Source organism: Arthrobacter sp. KNU40, assembly GCF_051515115.1.
Classification (GTDB): domain Bacteria; phylum Actinomycetota; class Actinomycetes; order Actinomycetales; family Micrococcaceae; genus Arthrobacter.
The window spans coordinates 1,768,631-1,789,378 of sequence record NZ_CP195850.1; the positions used below are offsets into that span (position 1 = coordinate 1,768,631).

The following is a 20,748-nucleotide window of genomic DNA, read 5'->3' on the forward strand; positions in this document are numbered from 1 at the left end:
GAAAAGCGTAGACAATGCAGAGTCTCCTCCACGTCGCGGCAATGGCTCCCATGAGCATTCCGAGCCCCTCATGGTCCGGATTTGATATTCCGCTGCCGTGGGGGGCTCTCCGCATCCACGCGTACGCCCTGTGCATTCTCCTGGGCATCATCCTGGGCCTGTGGCTCACCGCCGTGCGCTGGAGGCGCCGCGGTACTCCCGAAGGCAGCCTGTGGGACATTGCCATCTGGGCGATCCCGTTCGGCATTGTCGGCGGCCGCCTTTACCACGTGATCTCCTCGCCGGACGCATACTTCGGCCCGGGCTTCAACGGCACGGGCGACCTCTCCCTGATCCCGCAGATCTGGCGGGGTGGCCTGGGCATCTGGGGTGCCGTGGTTCTCGGCGTTGTCGGTGCCTGGCTCGGTTGCCGCCGTTCCGGCGTCAAGCTCACTGCCTTCCTCGACGCCGCAGCCCCAGGGCTCCTGCTGGCGCAAGCGATCGGGCGTTGGGGAAACTGGTTCAACCAGGAACTCTTCGGCGGACCAACCACCTTGCCATGGGGCCTCCAAATAGATCCCAGCAGCCCCAATTTCCCGGCCGGGATGCCGAGTGACACCCTGTTCCACCCGACGTTCCTTTACGAATCCCTTTGGAACATCATCGGCGTCGTGGTCCTCCTGGTCCTGGACCGGCGCTTCCATTTCCGCCGCGGCAGGCTCTTCTGGCTGTATGCCATCTACTACACGCTCGGCCGCGTCTGGATCGAAGCGTTGCGGATTGACGACGCCGAACAGATCAACCTCTTCGGAATCACCACACGGCTCAACGTGTGGACCAGCATCTTTGTCTTCGTCGCAGCGCTCATCATCTTCATCGCACTGAGCCTTCGCGGCCGGCCGGAGCCGGACACTGCGTATCTTCCCGGCAGGGAACCGGCCGCCGTGACCGCCGAAGAGGACGAGCCGGCCGCGGTTGACCCAAGTGCCGGGGACGATGAGACGACTGCTGCTGAGGCGAACAGCACAATTGTGACCGATACCAAGGCCCATGATACGGACGGATCTGTCTCAGATACCGGTGGTCATGGTAATCTCCGGAATAACCAAAGCGATCTGGGCCATACTGCTGAGCCTACGGAAACGGCCGAGGAGTCACATGCCGGCGTCACGTCGGATTCCGGCTCCGCGTCCACCGAAACCACCGCCAGCAGAGCCCCCGGATCCGGGCCGGAAGCTGGCAGCACCAAGTAGCCAGCGCTACGGCACAGGGGAACCGGGCTACCGCCCAGAGACCCCCGGCCACAGCGTCGTGGCACCCTTGGCAGTCGCCCGGCAGCACACAGAGGCTCCGCGGTCAAGCTTGGGTCAGGGACATGCGTAACTGTTCGTTGCGTCTTGCCTGCTGACCTACAATTTCAAGTAACTAGCGCTTTGTTATGCCCGTCACACGGCAGGCAAGGTGGGGCCAACGTTGTCCCTTCCATTCGCACGATCTCGAGGAAGGACGTCTTCAATGACCCATCTTCATAACCCAAGCTGGTCCGAATCAGTCGAACCGCAGGGGGCCATCTCGCCCTTCAAGCGTTTCGCTGCGCTCCCGGAAGCCCAGGGACTCTACAACCCCGAGCAGGAGAAGGACGCTTGTGGCCTGGCCATTATCGCCACGCTGCGTGGTGAACCCGGCTATGACATCGTGGAAGCGGCGCTGACTGCGCTGCGCAACCTTGAACACCGGGGCGCCGTGGGCGCCGACGAAGGCACGGGCGACGGCGCCGGGCTCCTCATGCAGGTTCCGGACGAATTCTTCCGGGCCGTCACTGAGTTCGAGCTCCCCGCACCCGGTCAGTACGTGGTGGGTACTGCATTCCTGCCAGCCGAAACCCGCGAAGCCGAGAACGCGAAGGCCGGCATCGAGGCGCTTGCAATCGATGAGGGCCTGACAGTTCTTGGCTGGCGTGAAGTGCCGGTAGTCGGGGATCTGGTCGGCGCCATGGCCCGTGCCTGCATGCCTTACTTCGCGCAACCTTTCCTTGCTTCCGCCACTGGCGAGGTGCTCGACCGGAATGAACTCGACTCCCGTGCATGGCGTGTCCGCAAGCGTGCCCAGAACAAGTTCGGCGTGTACTTCCCGTCCCTGTCCTCGCGCACCATCGTGTACAAGGGCATGTTGACCACTGCCCAGCTGGAGCCGTTCTACCCCGATCTCTCGGACAAGCGCTTCAAGACCAAGCTGGCCATCGTGCACTCGCGCTTCTCCACGAACACGTTCCCGTCGTGGCCGCTCGCCCAGCCCTTCCGCACCATCGCCCACAACGGTGAAATCAATACCGTCAAGGGCAACCGGAACTGGATGCGGGCGCGCCAGTCCCAACTTGCGAACCCGCTGCTGGGCGATTCCCCGGAAGAGTTGTACCCCATCTGCACGCCGGGTGCCTCGGACTCCGCATCCTTCGATGAGGTTGCCGAGCTGCTCTGGCTTTCGGGGCGGCCCATCACGCACTCGATCATGATGATGATCCCCGAGGCGTGGGAAAACCACGCCACGATGGATCCTGCCCGCCGAGCCTTCTACGAGTACCACTCGCTGCTCATGGAGCCGTGGGACGGTCCCGCGGCAGTGTCCTTCACCGACGGCAACCTTGTCGGTGCAACCCTTGACCGGAACGGCCTGCGCCCCGGCCGTTACTGGATCACCGAGGATGGCCTGATCATCTTCGCCTCCGAAGTCGGCGTGATCGAGGTCGAGCCAGCCAAGGTGGTCAAGAAGGGCCGTGTCTCGCCGGGCAAGATGTTCCTGGTGGACACCGAAGCCGGGCGCATCATCGACGACGCCGAGGTCAAGGCCGAGGTGGCCGCAGCCAACCCGTGGGCTGAATGGGTCAAGGACAACCTGATCGACCTCAACGAACTTCCCGAGCGCGAGCACGTGCTGCACACGGCTGCGTCCGTGAACATCCGCCAGCGGACTTTCGGCTACACCACCGAGGAATTGAAGATCCTTCTGGGGCCGATGGCCCGGACCGGGGCCGAACCGCTCGGCGCCATGGGCTCCGACACCCCGGTTGCCGTGCTGTCCAAGCGCCCGCGTTTGCTCTTCGACTACTTTGTGCAGTCTTTCGCCCAAGTGACCAACCCGCCCCTGGACGCGATCCGCGAAGAGCTCGTTACCTCGCTGAAGTGCGCCATCGGTCCCAACGGCAACCTTCTCGACGTCGGGCAGGTCCGCCAGCCGCAGATCTCCCTGCCGTTCCCGGTGATCAACAACGACCAGCTCGCGAAGATCGCCAACATCGAAAACGCCGACGGCGACAAGGTCGCCATGAAGGTCCGCGGCCTGTACCGTCCGGAGGGCGGCGAAGCAGCACTCCGCAGCCGGCTGACCGAAATCTGCGAGCAGGTTTCCGGCGCGATCAACCGCGGCGTGCAGTACATCGTGCTGTCCGACCGCGACTCCAACGCGCAGTGGGCCCCGATCCCGTCGCTGTTGCTCGTCAGTGCCGTGCACCACCACTTGCTCCGCAGCGCGAACCGCACCAAGACCGCCCTGGTGGTCGAGGCCGGCGACGTCCGCGAAACGCACCACGTGGCTGTGCTGGTGGGATTCGGCGCTTCCGCCGTGAACCCTTACCTGGCCATGGAATCCGTGGAGCAGCTCATCAGCACCGGCGAAGTGGTCGGTGTGACCCCCGAAGACGGCGTCTACAACCTCATCAAGGGCCTCGGCAAGGGTGTCCTGAAGATCATGTCCAAGATGGGCATTTCCACGGTGGCCTCCTACACCGGCGCCCAGACTTTCGAGGCACTTGGCCTGTCCCAGGACCTCGTGGACGAATTCTTCTCCGGCACCCACTCCCAGTTGGGTGGCGTCGGTCTGGACGTCATCGCCGCCGAAGTTTCCGCACGCCACCAGATGGCCTACCCGGAAGGCGGCATCGAGCTGCCGCACCGTCCGCTGCTCGGCGGTGGCGAATACCAGTGGCGCCGCGACGGCGAACCGCACCTGTTCAACCCGGAGACGGTCTTCCGGCTGCAGCACGCAACTCGCGAACGCCGCTACGACATCTTCAAGTCCTACACCAAGGGAATCGACGACCAGTCCGAGAACCTCATGACCCTCCGTGGGCTCTTGAAGTTCAAGGACACCCTGCGCCCGGCAGTGCCCCTTGAGGAAGTCGAGCCGGTTTCCAGCATCGTGAAGCGCTTCTCCACCGGAGCGATGAGCTATGGCTCCATCTCCAAGGAAGCCCACGAAACCCTCGCAATCGCCATGAACCGGTTGGGCGCCAAGTCCAACACCGGTGAAGGCGGCGAAGACGTGGACCGCCTTCTGGACCCGGAGCGCCGCTCCGCGATCAAGCAGATCGCCTCCGGCCGTTTCGGCGTGACCAGCCTGTACCTGACCAACGCCGAGGACATCCAGATCAAGATGGCCCAGGGCGCGAAGCCCGGTGAAGGCGGCCAGCTGATGGCGCAGAAGGTCTACCCCTGGGTAGCCCGGACCCGCCACTCGACGCCCGGCGTCGGACTCATTTCCCCGCCTCCGCACCACGACATCTACTCGATCGAGGACCTCGCGCAGCTCATCTACGACGCAAAGCGGGCCAACCCCTCGGCGCGCGTGCATGTGAAGCTGGTGTCCGAAGTCGGGATCGGCACGGTGGCGTCCGGCGTCACCAAAGCGAAGGCCGACGTCGTGCTCGTCTCAGGGCACGACGGCGGAACCGGCGCCTCGCCGCTGAACTCGCTCAAGCATGCGGGTGTCCCGTGGGAACTCGGCCTCGCCGAGACCCAGCAGACGCTCATGCTCAACGGGCTCCGCGACCGCGTCGTCGTTCAGGTGGACGGCCAGCTCAAGACCGGCCGCGACGTCGTCATCGCTGCCCTACTGGGTGCCGAGGAGTACGGTTTCGCAACCGCGCCCCTCGTGGTGTCCGGCTGCATCATGATGCGCGTTTGCCACCTCGATACCTGCCCGGTCGGCGTCGCAACCCAGAACCCGGAGCTTCGTTCGCGCTTCACAGGCAAGCCCGAATTCGTGGTCAACTTCTTCGAATTCCTTGCCGAGGAAGTCCGTGAGTTGCTTGCCGAACTCGGTTTCCGCAGCCTCGAAGAGGCCATCGGCCACGCCGAAGTCCTGGACACCCGCGAAGCCGTGGACCACTGGAAGGCCGATGGCCTGGACCTCGACCCGATCCTGCACGGCCTCGAGTTCGACGACGACGTTCCGCTGCGGAACCTCACCGGCCAGAACCACGAGCTGGACAAGCACTTCGACCAGCGCCTCATCGGCATGGCTGCGGAAGCCTTGAGCGACCGCACACCGGTGAAGATCGCGGTTGACGTCATCAACACGGACCGCTCTGTCGGCACCATGCTGGGGCACGTCGTCACCAAGACGTTCGGCATCGATGTTCTCGCCACCGACACGATCGACATCACGCTGAAGGGTACCGCCGGGCAGTCGCTGGGCGCCTTCCTTCCGGCCGGCATCACCCTGCGCATGTTCGGCGACTCCAACGACTACGTCGGCAAGGGCCTCTCCGGTGGACGGATCATCGTCCGCCCGGACCGCACCAATGTATTCCAGGCGGAGCGCAACGTCATCGCCGGCAACGTGATCGGCTACGGCGCCACGAGCGGCGAAATGTTCCTGCGCGGCCAGGTGGGCGAACGCTTCATGGTTCGCAACTCGGGGGCCACCGCCGTCGTCGAAGGCATCGGTGACCACGGCTGCGAGTACATGACCGGCGGCCAGACGCTGATCATCGGCCGCACCGGCCGCAACTTCGGTGCCGGCATGTCCGGTGGTACCGCCTACGTGCTGGACCTCCAGCCCGCCCGGGTCAACAAGCAGGCCTTGGATTCCGGCGAACTGCAGTTGCTTGAGCTGGACGACGAGGACCGCACCATCGTCCACGGCCTCCTGGTCAAGCACCTGGAAGAAACCGAATCCGTCCTCGCAGGCCGCTTGCTCGAGAACTTCGATGACACAGCCGCCCGCATCACCAAAGTTCTGCCGCGCGACTACGCCGCAGTCCTGCAAACCCGTCTCGACGCTATCGAAGAGGGCCTTGATCCCGATGGCGAAGAAGTATGGTCTCGAATCCTGGAGGTAACCGGTGGCTGATCCACGCGGATTTCTGAAAGTCCGGCAGCGCGAGACGCAGCCACGCCGTCCTGTTCCTGTCCGCATCATGGACTGGAAAGAAGTCTATGAAGCCCAGGACAAGGGCGTGCTCAAGAGCCAGGCCGGCCGCTGCATGGATTGCGGCGTACCGTTCTGCCACCAGGGCTGCCCGCTCGGGAACCTCATCCCGGAGTGGAACGACCTCACCTGGCGCGGCAAGGGCGAGGAAGCGATCGAGCGCCTGCACGCGACGAACAACTTCCCGGAGTTCACCGGCCGGCTGTGTCCTGCGCCGTGTGAAGCATCCTGTGTCCTGGGCATCAACCAGCCCGCTGTGACCATCAAGCAGGTTGAAGTTTCGATCATCGACGACGCCTTCGAAAACGGCTGGGTACAACCGCTTCCGCCGGCGCGTCTCTCCGGCAAGACGGTCGCCGTCGTCGGCTCCGGCCCCGCGGGTCTTGCCGTCGCGCAGCAGCTGACGCGAGTCGGCCACACCGTGGCCGTCTACGAGCGTGACGACAAGATCGGGGGACTGCTGCGCTATGGCATCCCCGACTTCAAGATGGAGAAGGAACAGGTCGACCGCCGGGTCGAGCAGATGAAGGCCGAGGGCACCCGCTTCCGCACGGGTGTGGCGGTCGGAAGCGACGTGACGTGGGAGCAATTGCGCCGCCGTTACGACTCCGTGGTGATCGCCACCGGTGCCACCGTTCCGCGCGACCTCCCCATCCCTGGCCGCGAACTCCAAGGCATCCACTTCGCCATGGATTACCTGGTGCCTGCCAACCGCGTGGTTGCCGGCGAAACCGTGGAGGGCCAGATCGACGCCAAGGGCAAGCACGTGATCATCCTCGGCGGCGGCGACACCGGCGCCGACTGCCTCGGCACGGCACACCGTCACGGCGCCGCGTCCGTCACCACCCTCGCGATCGGCAAGCAGCCGCCGCTTGAACGGGCCACGCACCAGCCGTGGCCGACGTTCCCCACGCTCTTCGAGGTTGCCAGCGCACACGAAGAGGGCGGCGAACGCACCTACCTCGCTTCCACCGTCGAGTTTGTCGGCGAAAACGGCAAGCTTACAGGGGTCAAGGTCGCCGAGACCGAGTTCGTGGACGGCAAGCGCCTCCCGAAGGCCGGCACCGAGCGCATCATTCCGGCCGACCTGGTCTTCCTGTCGCTCGGATTCACCGGGGCGGAACCTGCCGGTATCACCGAACAGGTCAGCGCAGAATTCGACGGCCGCGGCAACGTGGCCCGAGATGGGTACTACATGACCAATACCGAGGGTGTTTTCGTGGCAGGCGATGCCGGCCGCGGACAGTCCTTGATTGTCTGGGCGATCGCCGAAGGCCGCGCCTGCGCTGCCGCCGTCGACAAGTACCTCATGGGCAGCACCATCCTCCCCGCGCCGGTGGCTCCCACCGACCGGGCTATAGCGGTCCTCTAAGGACCGGCGCACGACGCTTTCCCAACTCCAACTGCAGCACACTACTAGGGTAGGTATATGAGACGCGCAAAAATCGTGGCAACGTTCGGACCGGCAATTTCCAGCTTTGACAACACCCTCGCGGTGCTGGAAGCCGGCGTCGACGTCGCCCGCATGAACATGAGCCATGGCGACTACTCCGTACACGACACCACGTACGAGAACGTCCGCAAAGCCGCCGCCCAGCTTCACAAGCCGGTTGCCATCATGGCCGACCTGCAGGGCCCGAAGATCCGCCTGGGTCGATTCATCGACGGCCCGCACGAACTCGCCGTCGGTGACACTTTCACCATCACCACCGAGGACGTCCCGGGCACCAAGGACATCTGCTCCACCACACTCAAGAGCCTGACCGAAGACGTCAACGTCGGCGATGCACTGCTGATCGACGACGGCAAGGTGGCACTGCGCGCCATCGAGGTTGACGACGTCAAGGTGGTCGCCACGGTGACCGTCGGCGGCTGGGTCTCCAACAACAAGGGCATCAACCTGCCCGGCGTTGCCGTCAACGTCCCCGCACTGAGCGAAAAAGACGAGGACGATCTCCGCTGGGCCATGAGGCGCGGCGTCGACATGGTGGCACTGTCCTTCGTCCGCGATGCGTCCGACATCAAGCGCGTACACGAAATCATGGACGAAGAAGGCCGCCGCGTGCCGGTGATCGCCAAGATCGAGAAGCCGCAGGCTGTGGAGCAGCTCCACGAAATCATCGATGCGTTCGACGCCATCATGGTTGCCCGTGGCGACCTCGGCGTGGAACTCCCGCTCGAGGAAGTGCCGATCGTCCAGAAGCGCGCCATCGAACTGGCACGCCGCTGGGCCAAGCCGGTCATCGTGGCCACCCAGGTCCTTGAATCGATGATCGACAACCCACGCCCGACCCGTGCCGAGGCTTCGGACTGCGCCAACGCAGTGCTCGACGGCGCCGACGCAGTCATGCTCTCCGGCGAGACCAGCGTGGGCAAGTACCCGATCGAGACGGTCAAGGTCATGGCCCGGATCATCGAGTCCACCGAAGAGCACGGTCTTGAGCGCGTTCCTCCGCTGGGTACCAAGCCCAAGACCCGCGGTGGCGCCATCACGCGTGCCGCCGTCGAAATCGCCGACCAGCTGGACGCAAAGTACATCTGTACTTTCACCCAGTCCGGCGACTCGGCGCGCCGCTTGTCCCGCCTGCGTCCCGTCAAGCCGGTTTTCGCCTTCACCCCGGTGGAGCACGTCTGGAACCAGCTGGCGCTGACCTGGGGCATCCAGCCCGTCCTGGTCCCCATGGTGGGTCACACCGACGCCATGACGGCCCAGGTGGACCGCAGCCTCCTCGAGATGAAGATCGTGGAGAACGGCGACCTCGTGGTCATCGCTGCCGGTTCGCCTCCCGGACAGGCTGGTTCCACGAACTCGCTCAAGGTCCACAAGGTGGGCGACCTCGCGGACACTTCCCGTGTGGAAGAGGCCGCAGCCCGCAAGGAAAAGGTCGGACCGTGGCCGGAAAAGAAGAAGGCCAAGTCGAAGGCCTGATCTCTTTAGCGCTGTTTAGGAGGCTCCGCCGTTTTTGGCGGGGCCTCCTTTGTCTTGGGCTGGGCTTCGTTCGTCGGGGACGGGGCGTGTCGGCGGCGGGTGCTGTTCGGCGTCGGCGGCTGGCCGGAGACGACGAAGGGCGCCGCTTCCCGTGGAAGCGGCGCCCTTCGCGGGGGAGTGCTAGTTGACCTGGTTGATGATGGTCTCGGCGACCTCGCGCATGCTGAGGCGACGGTCCATGGAGGTCTTCTGGATCCAGCGGAAGGCTTCCGGCTCCGTGAGGCCCATCTTCGTGGTCAGGAGGCTCTTGGCACGCTCCACAAGCTTGCGCGTGGCGAACTGCTCCTGGAGGTCGGTCACCTCGTTCTCGAGGGCCCTGATCTCCTCATGGCGGGACAGTGCGATTTCGATAGCCGGGATCAAATCGGCCGGAGTGAAAGGCTTGACGACGTAAGCCATGGCCCCGGCGTCGCGGGCGCGCTCCACGAGCTCCTTCTGGCTGAACGCCGTCAGGAGGACCACGGGGGCGATCCTCGCCTTGACGATCTTCTCCGCTGCTGAGATGCCGTCCATGACAGGCATCTTGACATCCATGAGGACCAGGTCCGGCTTCAGTTCCTCGGCCAGCTGGACGGCCTTCTCACCGTTGTCGGCCTCACCGACAACGTCGTAGCCTTCGCCCTTCAAGATCTCGATGATGTCCAAGCGGATGAGGGTCTCATCTTCTGCGACAACTACTCGGCGTGCCGGCTGGGATGCGGGCTTGGACTCCGTCTGTTCTGACACGGGATCTCCTTCAAGACGTACGGCGGGTTCTCAACCATCTTAGTTGCACCCGGTCCCTGCGTATGATTTATTGCTCGGCCGAGCCGGTTCTGGAAATTAGCCTATCTGCATGTAGAGTAGTTTCGCGCACTGCAACAGGGAGCGTTGAGTTCTGTGAAGAGCCCGACGTCGGTTAGTCTTGTTTCGGTGTTTCCGCGCCCGAGTGGCGGAATTGGCAGACGCGCCGCACTCAAAATGCGGTATCGAAAGGTGTGTGGGTTCGAGTCCCACCTCGGGCACAGTGTTATCGCAGGTCAGGGGCCTATTTGGCCCCTGACTGTTGACAAACACCCCAAAAGTGTTGACACGGATCTAACATTTTTGTGTGGCCAGCATCCGCAAACGCACGAAAAAGGACGGAACATCGTCCTTCATGGTGCTTTGGCGCGACCCGAAGAGCCGTGAACAACAAGGCCTAACTGTCGCGTCCGAATCCGAGGCCGAGACCCTTAAACGGTTGCTGGACGCGAACGGTCAATCCTTCGAAATCGCCCAGCAAGCAATTCTTGCGAACCAGTCGAAAGTACCGACTGTGGCCGAAGTGATTCAGGAGCATATTGACCTCCTGATCCGGCCTTCCAGTGGAACCACCCGGACCTACCAGACGATGCTGGATCTTCATGTGCGGAATGTCATCGGTCACATCCCGGTGGACAAGCTCGATTACCGGCACATGAATCACTGGGTGAAGTCGATGTTGGCCAAGGGCCGTTCCCCAAAGACCATCCACAATGTTCACGGTCTTATCTCTGCGGCGATGAACACCGCCGAGATGCTGCAATACATTCCGCGGAACCCTTGTCGTGGCGTGCAACTGCCCAGCCTAGACCGGGCTGAGGATGAAGCGATGTTTCTCACTCACGCCGAATTCAGCTTGATCATGGAAGGCATGGGGGAGAGATATAAGGCGTTTACGAATTTCCTGGTCATGACTGGCACAAGGTTCGGCGAAGCTACAGCTCTAACCGTGGGTGATGTCGACCTTTTGTCCAAGCCACCCACGGTACGGATCAACAAGGCCTGGAAACGGGACGGGCAGTCGCAGTTTTACATTGGCGCCACGAAGACCGGCGCCGGAAAGCGCACCATCGGGCTCAATCCGGCACTTGTCGAAATATTGATCCCTCTGGTTGCCAGCCGCCCCGGGAAGGAACTCTTGTTCACCACTCCAAAAGGCCAGCGGATCGTCCATAAGTTGTATTGGCATCACTACTGGGTACCGGCCGTCCGAACGGCGCAGGCGATTGGGCTGAGCAAGACGCCACGTATTCACGATCTCCGGCACACGCATGCCTCATGGCTGATCCAAGACGGAGTCTCGTTGTTTACCATTTCACGGCGACTCGGCCACGCTTCAACCCGGACAACCGAGCAGGTATACGGCCATCTGATGCCGCAGGCGCTGCAGGCCGGCGCTGACGCCACGGAACGTTCGATCACCGGATTCGTCCACTGATGGCGTGCGCCGCGCTGAAACCGCGCGGTTCGGGCGCTAGTTCACCGGGGACAGTCGGCCCTTCGCACGAGTTCCGATGAGCCGTGGGGCCGACGTCGGTGCTGCCTGCGCCGGAACCTCGCTCAGTCGGGCGATTTCCAAGATGTGCTCGGAGGTGAAGATGATCTTTCCTTTGCCCCAGCATGTGTGAGGAAATCGGCCTGTGGCAGCGCCGTCGCGGAGCCAAGCCTCAGTGCATCGCATGAGGGCGGCGGCCTCTGCCGGCTCGAAGAATTCAAGGTCCATTTGTCTTCCCCGATTTCGTGAGTTGAGTTGGCAGTTCATGCTCCTGAACGGGGGAATGGACATGACCAAGCCCAGGTGACCGCAGTGGCAGATCAATTCACGGGCATTCTCGGAGTTTGGGGCAGGCTTGCGCTGCACAAAGTAGCCGAAAAGGCTTCGGCGGCCGCTCGCACGGTTTGGGGAGAGGCTGAATATCCTGATGAATCGGACGATTCCAAGAGTCCGGCGCGATGCATGAGCGCCAAGTTACGGCGGATGGCTGAGGACGAGATTCGGAGTGCCGAGCCGATTTCGCTGCAGCACGCGGGTCCATTCCTGAGAAGGAAACGGATGATTTGGCTTCGTGTTCGGTTCATCAAGATGTTCGACATGGAGACCACAGCCTGGGAACGATAGAAAGTGCTTCTGCTGTAGACGGGTCTACAGCAGCAGGCTACTCCGGACTTCTGAACCTGGGAAGGGGGCTTCGTAAACGCGGGTGGGCTCATTGCCCTACCGGGTCACCCGCGAAATACTTGGGACACTAGTGAATGCCGCGAAATCTGATCCCGCCGGAGGGTGTCAGTAAGACCCGAGGGGGTGTCGATGCCAACTGAAGAGACGGACTCGACTGGCACCTTGACTCCTCAGGCGGAACTTGCGCGGCGCTTGAATCTGCTCCTTGACGTAGTGGTAGCGGAACGAGGGAAGCCGGTGACGTTTCGCGAAGTTCAGGATGAACTGGCGGGGAAGGGGATAAAGCTTTCCAGAGCCCGCTGGTTCTACATGAAGGATGGACGCGGCCGCTTGGTTAGTGATGCCGCATTGCTAACCGCGTTGTGCGACATCTTCAACGTCGACCGCTCCTACCTTCTAGTTGGTAACGACCGTAGCTTGCCAGAACGCATCGATTCCCAGCTTGAGTTCGTCAAGTCCCTCCGAGCGGCACGGGTGAAGTCCTTCGCGGCCCGAACGCTAGGAGATGTCTCGCCGGAGACTCTTCGCGCGATCTCCGAATTCCTCAATAAGGACATCGGGCTCCACCCGGAAGGCGAGCAAGCTGCCGCTAGTTCTCCATCAGATACTGAAGATGAGCATCCAGAAGTTCCTTAATGCGGACGGCGTCTGCTGAATAGCGAGGTGACCGCCCGTGCCTCCGACCGGGTTCGACGTCGACTTTGATCACGCCGAAGCTTTCAAGGGCCAGAAGGTGTTTGGCCACGCTTGGCTCGCCGGCACTCACCGCATCCACGATGTCTCCGCGGGTTGCGGGGCCGTGGGCTGAAAGATAGCGGAGGATTTCGTTCCGCGACCTATTGCCAAAGGTCGCGACGGCAGCCTCGACGTCGGATGACCAGGCGTCGTCGTGGGGCTGGGTAATCCGTGGCATGGAACCATTCTTACCGAACAGGTAGAGAAAAGTAAGACTCGCAGTCTTGACGATACTTTAATTATTCTTGACAATAGTTTGCATAGCTTTGTTGCGATTGTGGGTGGGGTCGATTCTGGGCTGACACCCTCACATGCGGGGGTACCCGCGCCGGACTATTGGAGTCTGCTTTGTCGAAGCGGTGAAGACCATGAGTGTCGAAGACGGGGCGAATCAAGCCCAACAAGAACAACCAACACCAGCGATTATTGATGTTTCTCTGACCAGGCCCTTCGAGCCTGTGCCAATCCCGGTTGACCAGATCATGGTGGCCGTCGAGGGAGTACGACGTTACGTCGTTTCCCGTCTTTCCAGGATCGGCCGGGCATGCGATGCGGACGACGTCATGCAAGACATCCGGTTGGCCGTCTGGGATGGAGTCGCACGCGGCCACTATCGCCAACTCCCCGGTGTTCGCTTTGAGGCGTGGGTACAGGGAGTGACCGGGAACCTATGCGCCGCGCACATTCGTCGTGAGCTGTCCCATCAGACGCTGCCGCTACTGGTCGAACCAAGCTACGGTGACTGCCCAGCTTCGTCTGACGCGCTCGTTCTTTTGGCTATCGACCGGAACTGGTACAGAGGCGCCGACGGGGTAATAGACCAGGAATGGGCGCGAGCGATTATTACCCTGACCCGAGCCAGTGTGAATGAGAGCGTTTGGGGCCTAGCCATGGACAGTCTTACTGCGCCGCGTCGATACGGTCCGCCCTCGCCACAGGATCGCCGCCGGTGGCATGCGGTGACAGTGGTGCGCCAGACGGCGAAGACTGTTCAAAGTGCCTTAGAAGTGGAGCCGGCAGAAGTCCGCAGCATGGACGATCTCTGCCAGTACGCAGCTGAATGCCTGCCGACGCTAGTGCTCCGCCGAGTTGCATCGACCATCGTTCGTCGAGGTGTTCGTGGGCCGGAGAGAAATCGAGCCCTGGAATCTTTGGCCGCAGAGCTTGGGGTTACAGAACGCTATGTCGCTGTGCAGATCGGCTTTGCCGGGCGGCTGTATCAGGCGTCGTGGAGGATTCTCCGGAATGGAATGACGACGGCCCCTTGAGTCATGTCGTGAGCCCGAACTGCTGGCAATGAAAGCGATGAGGAGGCAGAAATGGGGCTGTTGCAGAGGCGTATCCTGCTGGGCTCAGGGACGCGGCGGTCCTGGTGGATCGGCGTCCTGGCAATTCTGAGCGTGATGGCGGCAATATTCATTCTTGTGCTTCCGGCGGGCGGGACAAGAACGGAGCCTGCTTTACCTGCGACTGCAGGCCCGGCAAGCACCAGCGCCACGACGTCGTCGACCTTCTCGCCTTTCGCATCGCCGACCGAAGCTTCGACGGCGGAAACTCCACCAGCGATCGGAGAACCACGCACAACGGAATATCGGAGGCTAGCTTCCGCGGCAGCGACGGCAATTTACAGCTGGGACACGCGAACGGCGTCGTACTCTGAGGTCTACTCACGGCTCCGGGACTGGTGGGACGTTCTGCCGGACGGGTCCAACCCCCTAACGGTGTTTGTGCAGGAGTTCGAAGCGACCGGCGTCAACGCGGGAACCTATGCAACGTTGGCAGGGGAGCAGGCGCGCCGTTCGGCGACGGTCCAGTCCCTTGTGTGCGACGGCGAGCTGGCCAAGGTGCGCGACCACCCGGCGCCCTGGGTTGGCCTTCACGTCTGCACAGCCACTCTGAGCGTTGTGGATCAAACGAACTCGGACCGCAACGCCTATGCGGCTCCAGTTAGCGTCATGGTGAATTGTCCGCCGGCCACTACAGCCCCGATCGATCATTGCGTAGTCGTTGGCTTCTACGCGACGCCGAGCAGAATCGTCTACTGATGCCTGCTCCCGCGGTTCTGGCCGGCTTGGCGAAGCGCCGCGCTATTCTGCGGGCATCCACGGCTGTGATTATGGCACTGACCATGATCTGCGCCTTTGCGTTCTGCGCTGGCGTGGCAGTGTTTGCCGCCAACTCGGCGACCACTGCTAGTACCTGCTCGTTCGGTGCGATCGCCAATGGCCAGCCGCCCGCGGATGGAACCGGTGGTCTCGAGATTCAGCCACACAGCCAGACGCGGACCACCCTAACTTCGGGACAGGCGTCGGTTGCCCGGATCTACATTGCAATCGGAAAGCAATTGGGAGTGCCGAGGGACGGTCAAATCATCGCGATCATGATGGCCCTCCAGGAATCCGGACTCAGAGTCCTGGCGAACACAAACGTTCCCGCCTCGCTCTCGATTTGGCACGACGGAGTCGGCAGCGACCACGACTCCCTTGGGACAGCCCAGCAACGTTCAACTGCAGGCTGGGGGACTATCGAGCAGCTGATGGACCCTGACTACAATGCGCGAGCATTCTACGGCGGCCTGAGCGGCCCCAATCATGGCAGCCCGCCCGGTCTGCTTGATGTCCCCAGCTGGCAATCCTTGGATAAGGGCAAGGCTGCCCAAGCTGTTCAAGTATCGGCCTTCCCTGAGCTGTACGCGCGGTGGGAACCTGAGTCAACGGCCATCGTTGACGCGCTCGCAGGCGGCACTGTGCCAGCTTCTTGCGCCAGTTCTCCTAACGGTTCGGCGCCGCCGTCCATGCCGACGAATCTAAGCCAGATCCGGAAGGACATCTTGCACTTCGCCCAAGAAGGGCTGGGCGGGGCGTACGTGTGGGGTGGAACGGCGTTCAAAGCGTGGGACTGCTCTGGCTACGTTCAATGGATCTACAAGCAGGCGGGGATCAACCTCCCACGTGTCGATCAGTGGACCGTGGGGCACCAGACTGACAATCCCCAGCTAGGGGACTTGGTGGTGCAGAACCCGCTGGGGCCCAACAACTGGGGGCACGTCGGCATCTATGCCGGTGATGGGATGATGTACAGCGCGCTTAACCCAGCTGTTGGGACGCTGCGGCATCCTGTCGATTGGAACGCGGGCACCGCGTATTTTGACCTGATTCAGCCTTGACTGCGCCCCGGCCCGAGATATGGCTTCAACTCATCACTAAGTACAGGGGGTCGGAACTAAAGTCGAGTGGGTCAGGATCGTGACGCCCTTCGGCAGGAATGACGCAAGCACGAGTGCACTCAAGTTGCGATTGCACCGATGCTCATGACTAGCTGCAAGGCGCCCAGTGATGGCACGAAATGGCCAGCTAGTTTGAGGTTGAGCTGGGCGGGCACGACGCCCGGCGACTGCGCTCGATAACGACGAGCCGATGGAACGGGCGCGCGCGTTGTGGCTGTTCGCGGAGGACGTCTTGGTTGCCGGGACGGCGCTCATCACGAGTGCAGGCATGGCGCCATAGGCGAGTCTGATCTCGACGCCGATGATGATCGAGACGAGCACAAGCTGCCACAAGGCAAACATGGCCACAACGCTTAAGCCATAGTCTGCGGCGGCGACGATTACGCCGGCCACGCGTGACCATTTCGCGCCGAAGCGGCGGGAGATCGTACCCGAGACTGGTGCGGCTGCCATCATAACAAGGCCGGATGGACCCATCACGAGCCCGACGACGAGCATCGACTGGCCCAGTCCGTATCCGTTTTGCTGGGGCAGCTGCAAAAGCTGGGGCGGCACCAAAGACATGGCGAACATGGCAAACCCGAAGACGGCGGAAGCGATGCTGGTCAGCAGCACCTGGCGGCGCATGAGGGTCAGCAGATCGACGAGAGGCTCCCGCGTGCGCAGTTCGTAGCGGCCTCAGACGATGAAGAGCACGAGCGCCAACGCACCGAGCCCCAGGGCGGGCGCTGAAGTCCAGCCCCAGTCGGCGCCCTTCGACACCGCGAGCAGCAAGCTCACAAGGGCGGCAGAAAGATCCACGGCGCCGACAGTGTCGAAGCGTCCGGCGGTTTGCGGCCGCGACGCGGGCACCATGGTTGTATTGGGCACGAGCGCGGCGGCACCGAGTGCGCTGCGACCTAGAAGATCACGTGCCAGCCGGCATTGTTGGCGATTAGGGCGGCAACCGGAAGGCCGAGAGCGCCTCCCACACCTAGGGCGCACCGACCTCGGTAACCGCGACCCGGAAGCCTTCGAGGACCCCGACACCCTCGACCTCGAACGCGACGCCCGCCACCACGTCGCCTTCGGATTCGGCGTGCACCAGTGTCTCGGCCAGCCCCTGGCACGCATGGAACTCCAGCTCGCCTACACCACCCTGCTCCGCCGCATCCCCACCCTGGCCCTCGCCACGACCCTTGACCAGGTGCCGTTCAAAGACGACGCCTCCGTCTACGGCACCTTTTCATGTGTAGGAGAACCGATGAACTGGCCATGACTGTTCCATTAAGCCAAAGCTCAGCAACGTCAAGGAGCTCTGGTGTCCGTCTGACACGCGGAAGGCAGTGTGGACTACCTGACGTCAGGCTGGGGTGTACTCCAAACCGGCAGGAATCAAGTCACATACCAACAACAAGGCGCCGCCCTCCGGTCCCGGGCGCTGGCGCACAGGCTCCATATCGTAGAATTCTTTCAATGACCCAGTACACGCGTTCTGCAGCCGAAGGCACAAGGCTCCGGCATGGGGATCGTGAGCGTTTGCGGTTGCTGTCGCTCGCCTCCGAGTACATCCTGGAACACGGGATTCTCGGGTTGACGCTTACTGCACTTGCGGATGGCATCGGATCCAACCGGAGGATGCTGCTCTACCACTTCGGTTCGTTTGAGGCCCTGTGCAATGAAGCAGAGGCTGCGGCTCACGCCAGGTTCCCCAAACTGTTCCTCTTAGGAGAGCTGGACACGCGCGATCAGCCGATCGCGGATCGGCTCAAGTTTGCTTGGCGGGGTATCGCCGATGAAGAGAATGTCGCGTCGCTGAAGCTGTTCTTTGAGCGATTTGGCCTCACCCTCCGATCAACCGCGGACCATGCAAAGTTTCTCCATCGTGTCGGATCTGAGTGGACTGACCGTGTTGACCGAGAACTGGGGCTGGTTTTTCCCGCCGTAGTAACGAGAGACGCTGCTGAGGCCATCGTCGCTTTGTGGAGGGGGTTGCAACTTGCCCTGCTCGCCGGTACGCCAAAGGAGCAGTTGATCAGGGCAAACGATGAGGCTGTGGAAGCTCTCGTGCTGCGACTGGCCGCCAGCATGCCCGACGAGAATCTGAGTTAAGCCGGAATTAACAACCACGAGACATGATGGAAACAACACCTCCGTATTTTTGAACTAGAAAGTTCACTTTTGGAGGTGTGGTCCTTGAGTAAGAAGTACATTTCGATCGACGGCCTGGTCGTTGATTTCCCTGTAAAGCATCGGGCGCCCGTACTTGCCCTTGATCATGTCAGTCTCGATGTGGCGGAGGGCGAGTTTGTCGCGATTGTCGGTCCTTCGGGTTGTGGTAAGTCAACGCTCCTAAAAGTTCTATGCGGGCTTGAGGAACCCAGCGGCGGCAGCGTACGCATCGAGGATGCAGATCCGCACCGGCTGGCCGCCGGGCATCGGCTTGGTGTCTCGTTTCAGGATCACGGGCTGCTGCCGTGGCTGACCGTGCGGCAGAACCTTGCCCTGCCGTATCAGATTTCCCACAGACGGAGGGATGACGCACGGATCAGCGAGTTGCTTGAACTGATCGGGCTCGAAGGGTTCGCTGATGCCCGACCTGCTCAACTGTCCGGCGGGATGCGCCAGCGGGTGGCTATCGCGCGAGCTCTCATCCTGCGTCCGGACGTGCTCCTGCTTGATGAGCCGTTCGGGGCGCTCGACGCCGTTACGCGCCGGCATATGACGACAGAACTGGAACGCATCTGGATGGCAGAAGGCGTAACAACGATCTTCGTCACGCATTCCGTTGAAGAAGCCGTAACGCTGGCCGACCGCGTGGTGGTGATGACCGGCCGGCCCGGTCGGATCAAAACGGTGAGCGAGATCCCCTTCACGCGCCCAAGGAGTTTAATAACGGCTCGTGACAACAGCTTCCACGAGCTCGTCGATCAGCTCACGGCGTCGCTCGATGCAACCGTGGCAGGAAGTACAGCGGCATGATGGCAAATCCACAGCTGATATCAGAGCGGGTTCACACTGCCCAGTACCGGCAATTCGCCGCGGTGGCTGGGCTCGTCCTGGCCGGAGGTATCTGGGAAGCGGTCGGCGCCCTCCAACTTGTCGGGCCTCGATTGCCCCCTCTCTCGGCGGTGGTAGCGTCCTTCAGCAGCGAGTTGGTGGGACCGGTGCTGTTGCGCAGCCTTTGGCAGACGCTGCCGCGAGCATTGGAAGGGTTTATGTGGGGCGCCGTCATTGGGCTAGGCCTTGCATTGCTGCAGAGTTTAGTTCCGACGGCCAGCGCTACCGCACAACGGTTCGCTACTGTTGCGCATGCCGTTCCGGTGGTCGTGTTCGCACCGATCCTGATCACGATGTTCGGGGCGGTTAGGGTACCAGTGATCGTTGGGGCTATCGCCGCTTTCTTTCCTGTGTTCGTGGCCCTCAGCAACGGTCTACTCCAAGTGCCGGAGACTCCTGCAGCATGGTTCCATACGGCTGGCGCATCACGACTCACCTTGATGATGCATTTGCAGATGCCGGCGGCGGCCCCGTCGCTTTTGAACGGCCTGCGCATCGGTGCTATTGGAGCATTGTTGTCAGAGATGTTCGGTGAGTGGTTCGGCACCCCCGGCGGGCTCGGCGTCGTCCTGATGAATTCGTGGCAGGAATCGAACGTCACACTTCTCTGGGCCGGTACAGTCTTAGCCACGGTGCTCTCGCTGATCGTTGCTGCAGTGTTTGGTGCGTTTGTGTTGATGGCAGGGCGGCGATTCAAGTGACTGATCTTCGTAGATTGCCGGCAGCCGTCTCCTCCTCGAATTCCTCTGATTCAAGGCGGCATCCGCAATTCGGCGCGGGTCGCAAGAAGCGGACCCAGCTCGGCGAATTGCTGTGGCTGCGAGCTGTCATGGGCTGGCTGGCATTGGGTGCGGTGCTCATTGCCGCCTGGGCTAGTGCCGTCGAAATTTTCCACGTGTCGCCGCTGATCATGCCCACGCCGGGCGCAGTCGGTTCCGACCTCATTAATAGGGCTAGTTACTATGCCCTGAACGCCGCCGAGACTACCGTCACGGCAATACTCGGTCTGATAATCGGTGGCCTGATAGCCTTCCTACTCGCGGTACTTTCCTGGTGGTCGCCGCTGCTTGCTAGTTTGAGCCGACCAATGGTCTACATCATCCAGGCGATGCCCATGGTAGCGATGATTCCGGCGCTGTCAGCCGTGATGGGATACGGGTTCTCCACACTTGCAACCGTCACCGCTATTGTTTCCATGTTCCCAATCTATGTATCGCTTGGAATCGGACTTTCCGCCGCCGATGCAACCGCTCGGATGGTACTCGCCTCACTCGGCGCAACCCGTTGGACGTACCTGCGCCGGGTAGCCATCCCGAGCGCGCTGCCAACGATGTTCGTCGGTGTGCAGCTGAGCGCAATGGCGTCCGTCCTCGCAACATTCGCAACCGAATACCTCCACGGACACAACGGGCTCGGCGGTGCTTTCGCTATCGCTCGATTCGACTTCAGCCATCCCGCCACCCCCTGGGGACTGGGAATAGTCGCCAGTGTCATCTCCGGTGTCATTTTCGGAATTGCTACCTCAATCACCCGACGCGTCGAGCGCGTTCTTTCCTGACCCGCCTTCGCTGACGCGGCATCGCGCCGGGTCGCTCCACCATGCCTTGAACG

The 20,748-nt window shown here is 62.1% G+C and carries 20 protein-coding genes and 1 tRNA gene; 15 read left to right on the forward strand and 6 right to left on the reverse strand.

Annotation, left to right across the window (positions count from 1 at the left end; translation table 11 throughout):
• The first annotated feature begins 14 nt into the window (after positions 1-14).
• From lgt to pyk, 4 genes are all read left to right on the forward strand, one after another.
• On the forward strand, positions 15-1,232 hold the full coding sequence (gene lgt / locus ACSKT0_RS08330; RefSeq protein WP_437773296.1) for a prolipoprotein diacylglyceryl transferase: 1,218 nt from the start codon (positions 15-17) through the stop codon (positions 1,230-1,232).
• Positions 1,233-1,494: 262 nt separating this feature from the next.
• On the forward strand, positions 1,495-6,108 hold the full coding sequence (gene gltB, locus ACSKT0_RS08335; protein ID WP_437773297.1) for a glutamate synthase large subunit: 4,614 nt from the start codon (positions 1,495-1,497) through the stop codon (positions 6,106-6,108).
• Positions 6,101-7,558: a glutamate synthase subunit beta gene (locus ACSKT0_RS08340; RefSeq protein WP_437773298.1), complete on the forward strand. Its 1,458-nt coding sequence runs from the start codon at positions 6,101-6,103 to the stop codon at positions 7,556-7,558. The genes gltB and ACSKT0_RS08340 overlap by 8 nt, the downstream gene beginning before the upstream one ends.
• A gap of 57 nt (positions 7,559-7,615) precedes the next feature.
• Positions 7,616-9,115, forward strand: coding sequence for a pyruvate kinase (gene pyk, locus ACSKT0_RS08345; RefSeq protein WP_437773299.1), 1,500 nt, complete (start codon positions 7,616-7,618; stop codon positions 9,113-9,115).
• A gap of 180 nt (positions 9,116-9,295) precedes the next feature.
• Here the strand turns inward: pyk and ACSKT0_RS08350 are convergent, their stop codons facing one another.
• The gene (locus ACSKT0_RS08350) at positions 9,296-9,901 is read right to left on the reverse strand and encodes an ANTAR domain-containing response regulator (protein WP_269993486.1); all 606 of its coding nucleotides are present in this window, start codon (positions 9,899-9,901) and stop codon (positions 9,296-9,298) included.
• Between the two features lie 196 nt (positions 9,902-10,097).
• Here ACSKT0_RS08350 and ACSKT0_RS08355 point away from each other — a divergent pair.
• Positions 10,098-10,179 (forward strand) — tRNA-Leu (locus tag ACSKT0_RS08355).
• An 86-nt stretch (positions 10,180-10,265) separates the two neighbouring features.
• On the forward strand, positions 10,266-11,396 hold the full coding sequence (locus ACSKT0_RS08360) for a tyrosine-type recombinase/integrase (RefSeq protein ID WP_437773300.1): 1,131 nt from the start codon (positions 10,266-10,268) through the stop codon (positions 11,394-11,396).
• A gap of 36 nt (positions 11,397-11,432) precedes the next feature.
• Here the strand turns inward: ACSKT0_RS08360 and ACSKT0_RS08365 are convergent, their stop codons facing one another.
• Together ACSKT0_RS08365 and ACSKT0_RS08370 are read right to left on the reverse strand one after the other, a co-directional pair.
• The gene (locus tag ACSKT0_RS08365) at positions 11,433-11,681 is read right to left on the reverse strand and encodes a hypothetical protein (protein WP_437773301.1); all 249 of its coding nucleotides are present in this window, start codon (positions 11,679-11,681) and stop codon (positions 11,433-11,435) included.
• Between the two features lie 92 nt (positions 11,682-11,773).
• Positions 11,774-12,169, reverse strand: coding sequence for a winged helix-turn-helix domain-containing protein (locus tag ACSKT0_RS08370; protein WP_437773302.1), 396 nt, complete (start codon positions 12,167-12,169; stop codon positions 11,774-11,776).
• A 97-nt stretch (positions 12,170-12,266) separates the two neighbouring features.
• On the opposite strand from ACSKT0_RS08370, the gene ACSKT0_RS08375 reads away from it, so the two are divergent.
• Positions 12,267-12,773: a hypothetical protein gene (locus ACSKT0_RS08375; protein WP_437773303.1), complete on the forward strand. Its 507-nt coding sequence runs from the start codon at positions 12,267-12,269 to the stop codon at positions 12,771-12,773.
• Here ACSKT0_RS08375 and ACSKT0_RS08380 read toward each other — a convergent pair.
• Positions 12,727-13,050, reverse strand: coding sequence for an ArsR/SmtB family transcription factor (locus ACSKT0_RS08380; RefSeq protein WP_437773304.1), 324 nt, complete (start codon positions 13,048-13,050; stop codon positions 12,727-12,729). The genes ACSKT0_RS08375 and ACSKT0_RS08380 overlap by 47 nt on opposite strands.
• A 190-nt stretch (positions 13,051-13,240) precedes the next feature.
• Here ACSKT0_RS08380 and ACSKT0_RS08385 point away from each other — a divergent pair, with 190 nt between their 5' ends.
• From ACSKT0_RS08385 to ACSKT0_RS08395, 3 genes are read left to right on the forward strand one after another with little or no spacing between them, the layout of a single operon-like run.
• The gene (locus ACSKT0_RS08385; protein WP_437773305.1) at positions 13,241-14,140 is read left to right on the forward strand and encodes a sigma factor; all 900 of its coding nucleotides are present in this window, start codon (positions 13,241-13,243) and stop codon (positions 14,138-14,140) included.
• A 51-nt stretch (positions 14,141-14,191) separates the two neighbouring features.
• Complete coding sequence (locus tag ACSKT0_RS08390) at positions 14,192-14,917, forward strand: hypothetical protein (protein WP_437773306.1); 726 nt, start codon at positions 14,192-14,194, stop codon at positions 14,915-14,917.
• Complete coding sequence (locus ACSKT0_RS08395) at positions 14,917-16,038, forward strand: C40 family peptidase (RefSeq protein WP_437773307.1); 1,122 nt, start codon at positions 14,917-14,919, stop codon at positions 16,036-16,038. Before ACSKT0_RS08390 ends, ACSKT0_RS08395 begins: the two co-directional genes overlap by 1 nt.
• 36 nt (positions 16,039-16,074) lie before the next feature.
• On the opposite strand, the gene ACSKT0_RS08400 is transcribed toward ACSKT0_RS08395, so the two are convergent.
• Positions 16,075-16,725 carry an MFS transporter gene (locus ACSKT0_RS08400; RefSeq protein WP_437773308.1) on the reverse strand — a complete coding sequence of 217 codons (651 nt, stop codon included), beginning with the start codon at positions 16,723-16,725 and terminating at the stop codon, positions 16,075-16,077.
• A 51-nt stretch (positions 16,726-16,776) separates the two neighbouring features.
• Positions 16,777-16,968: a hypothetical protein gene (locus ACSKT0_RS08405; RefSeq protein ID WP_437773309.1), complete on the reverse strand. Its 192-nt coding sequence runs from the start codon at positions 16,966-16,968 to the stop codon at positions 16,777-16,779.
• On the opposite strand from ACSKT0_RS08405, the gene ACSKT0_RS08410 reads away from it, so the two are divergent.
• From ACSKT0_RS08410 to ACSKT0_RS08430, 5 genes are all read left to right on the forward strand, one after another.
• Positions 16,961-17,356, forward strand: a complete 396-nt coding sequence (locus ACSKT0_RS08410) for a cytochrome P450 (RefSeq protein ID WP_437773310.1) — start codon at positions 16,961-16,963, stop codon at positions 17,354-17,356. The two genes, ACSKT0_RS08405 and ACSKT0_RS08410, sit on opposite strands and share 8 nt — an antisense overlap.
• Positions 17,357-17,622: 266 nt before the next feature.
• Positions 17,623-18,189 carry a TetR/AcrR family transcriptional regulator gene (locus tag ACSKT0_RS08415; RefSeq protein WP_437773311.1) on the forward strand — a complete coding sequence of 189 codons (567 nt, stop codon included), beginning with the start codon at positions 17,623-17,625 and terminating at the stop codon, positions 18,187-18,189.
• A 75-nt stretch (positions 18,190-18,264) separates the two neighbouring features.
• On the forward strand, positions 18,265-19,059 hold the full coding sequence (locus ACSKT0_RS08420; protein ID WP_437773994.1) for an ABC transporter ATP-binding protein: 795 nt from the start codon (positions 18,265-18,267) through the stop codon (positions 19,057-19,059).
• A gap of 185 nt (positions 19,060-19,244) precedes the next feature.
• Positions 19,245-19,838 (forward strand): ABC transporter permease, encoded by a 594-nt coding sequence (locus tag ACSKT0_RS08425; RefSeq protein ID WP_437773312.1) that lies wholly within the window; start codon positions 19,245-19,247, stop codon positions 19,836-19,838.
• A 128-nt stretch (positions 19,839-19,966) separates the two neighbouring features.
• Positions 19,967-20,695 (forward strand): ABC transporter permease, encoded by a 729-nt coding sequence (locus ACSKT0_RS08430; protein WP_437773313.1) that lies wholly within the window; start codon positions 19,967-19,969, stop codon positions 20,693-20,695.
• Positions 20,696-20,748 lie beyond the last annotated feature (53 nt).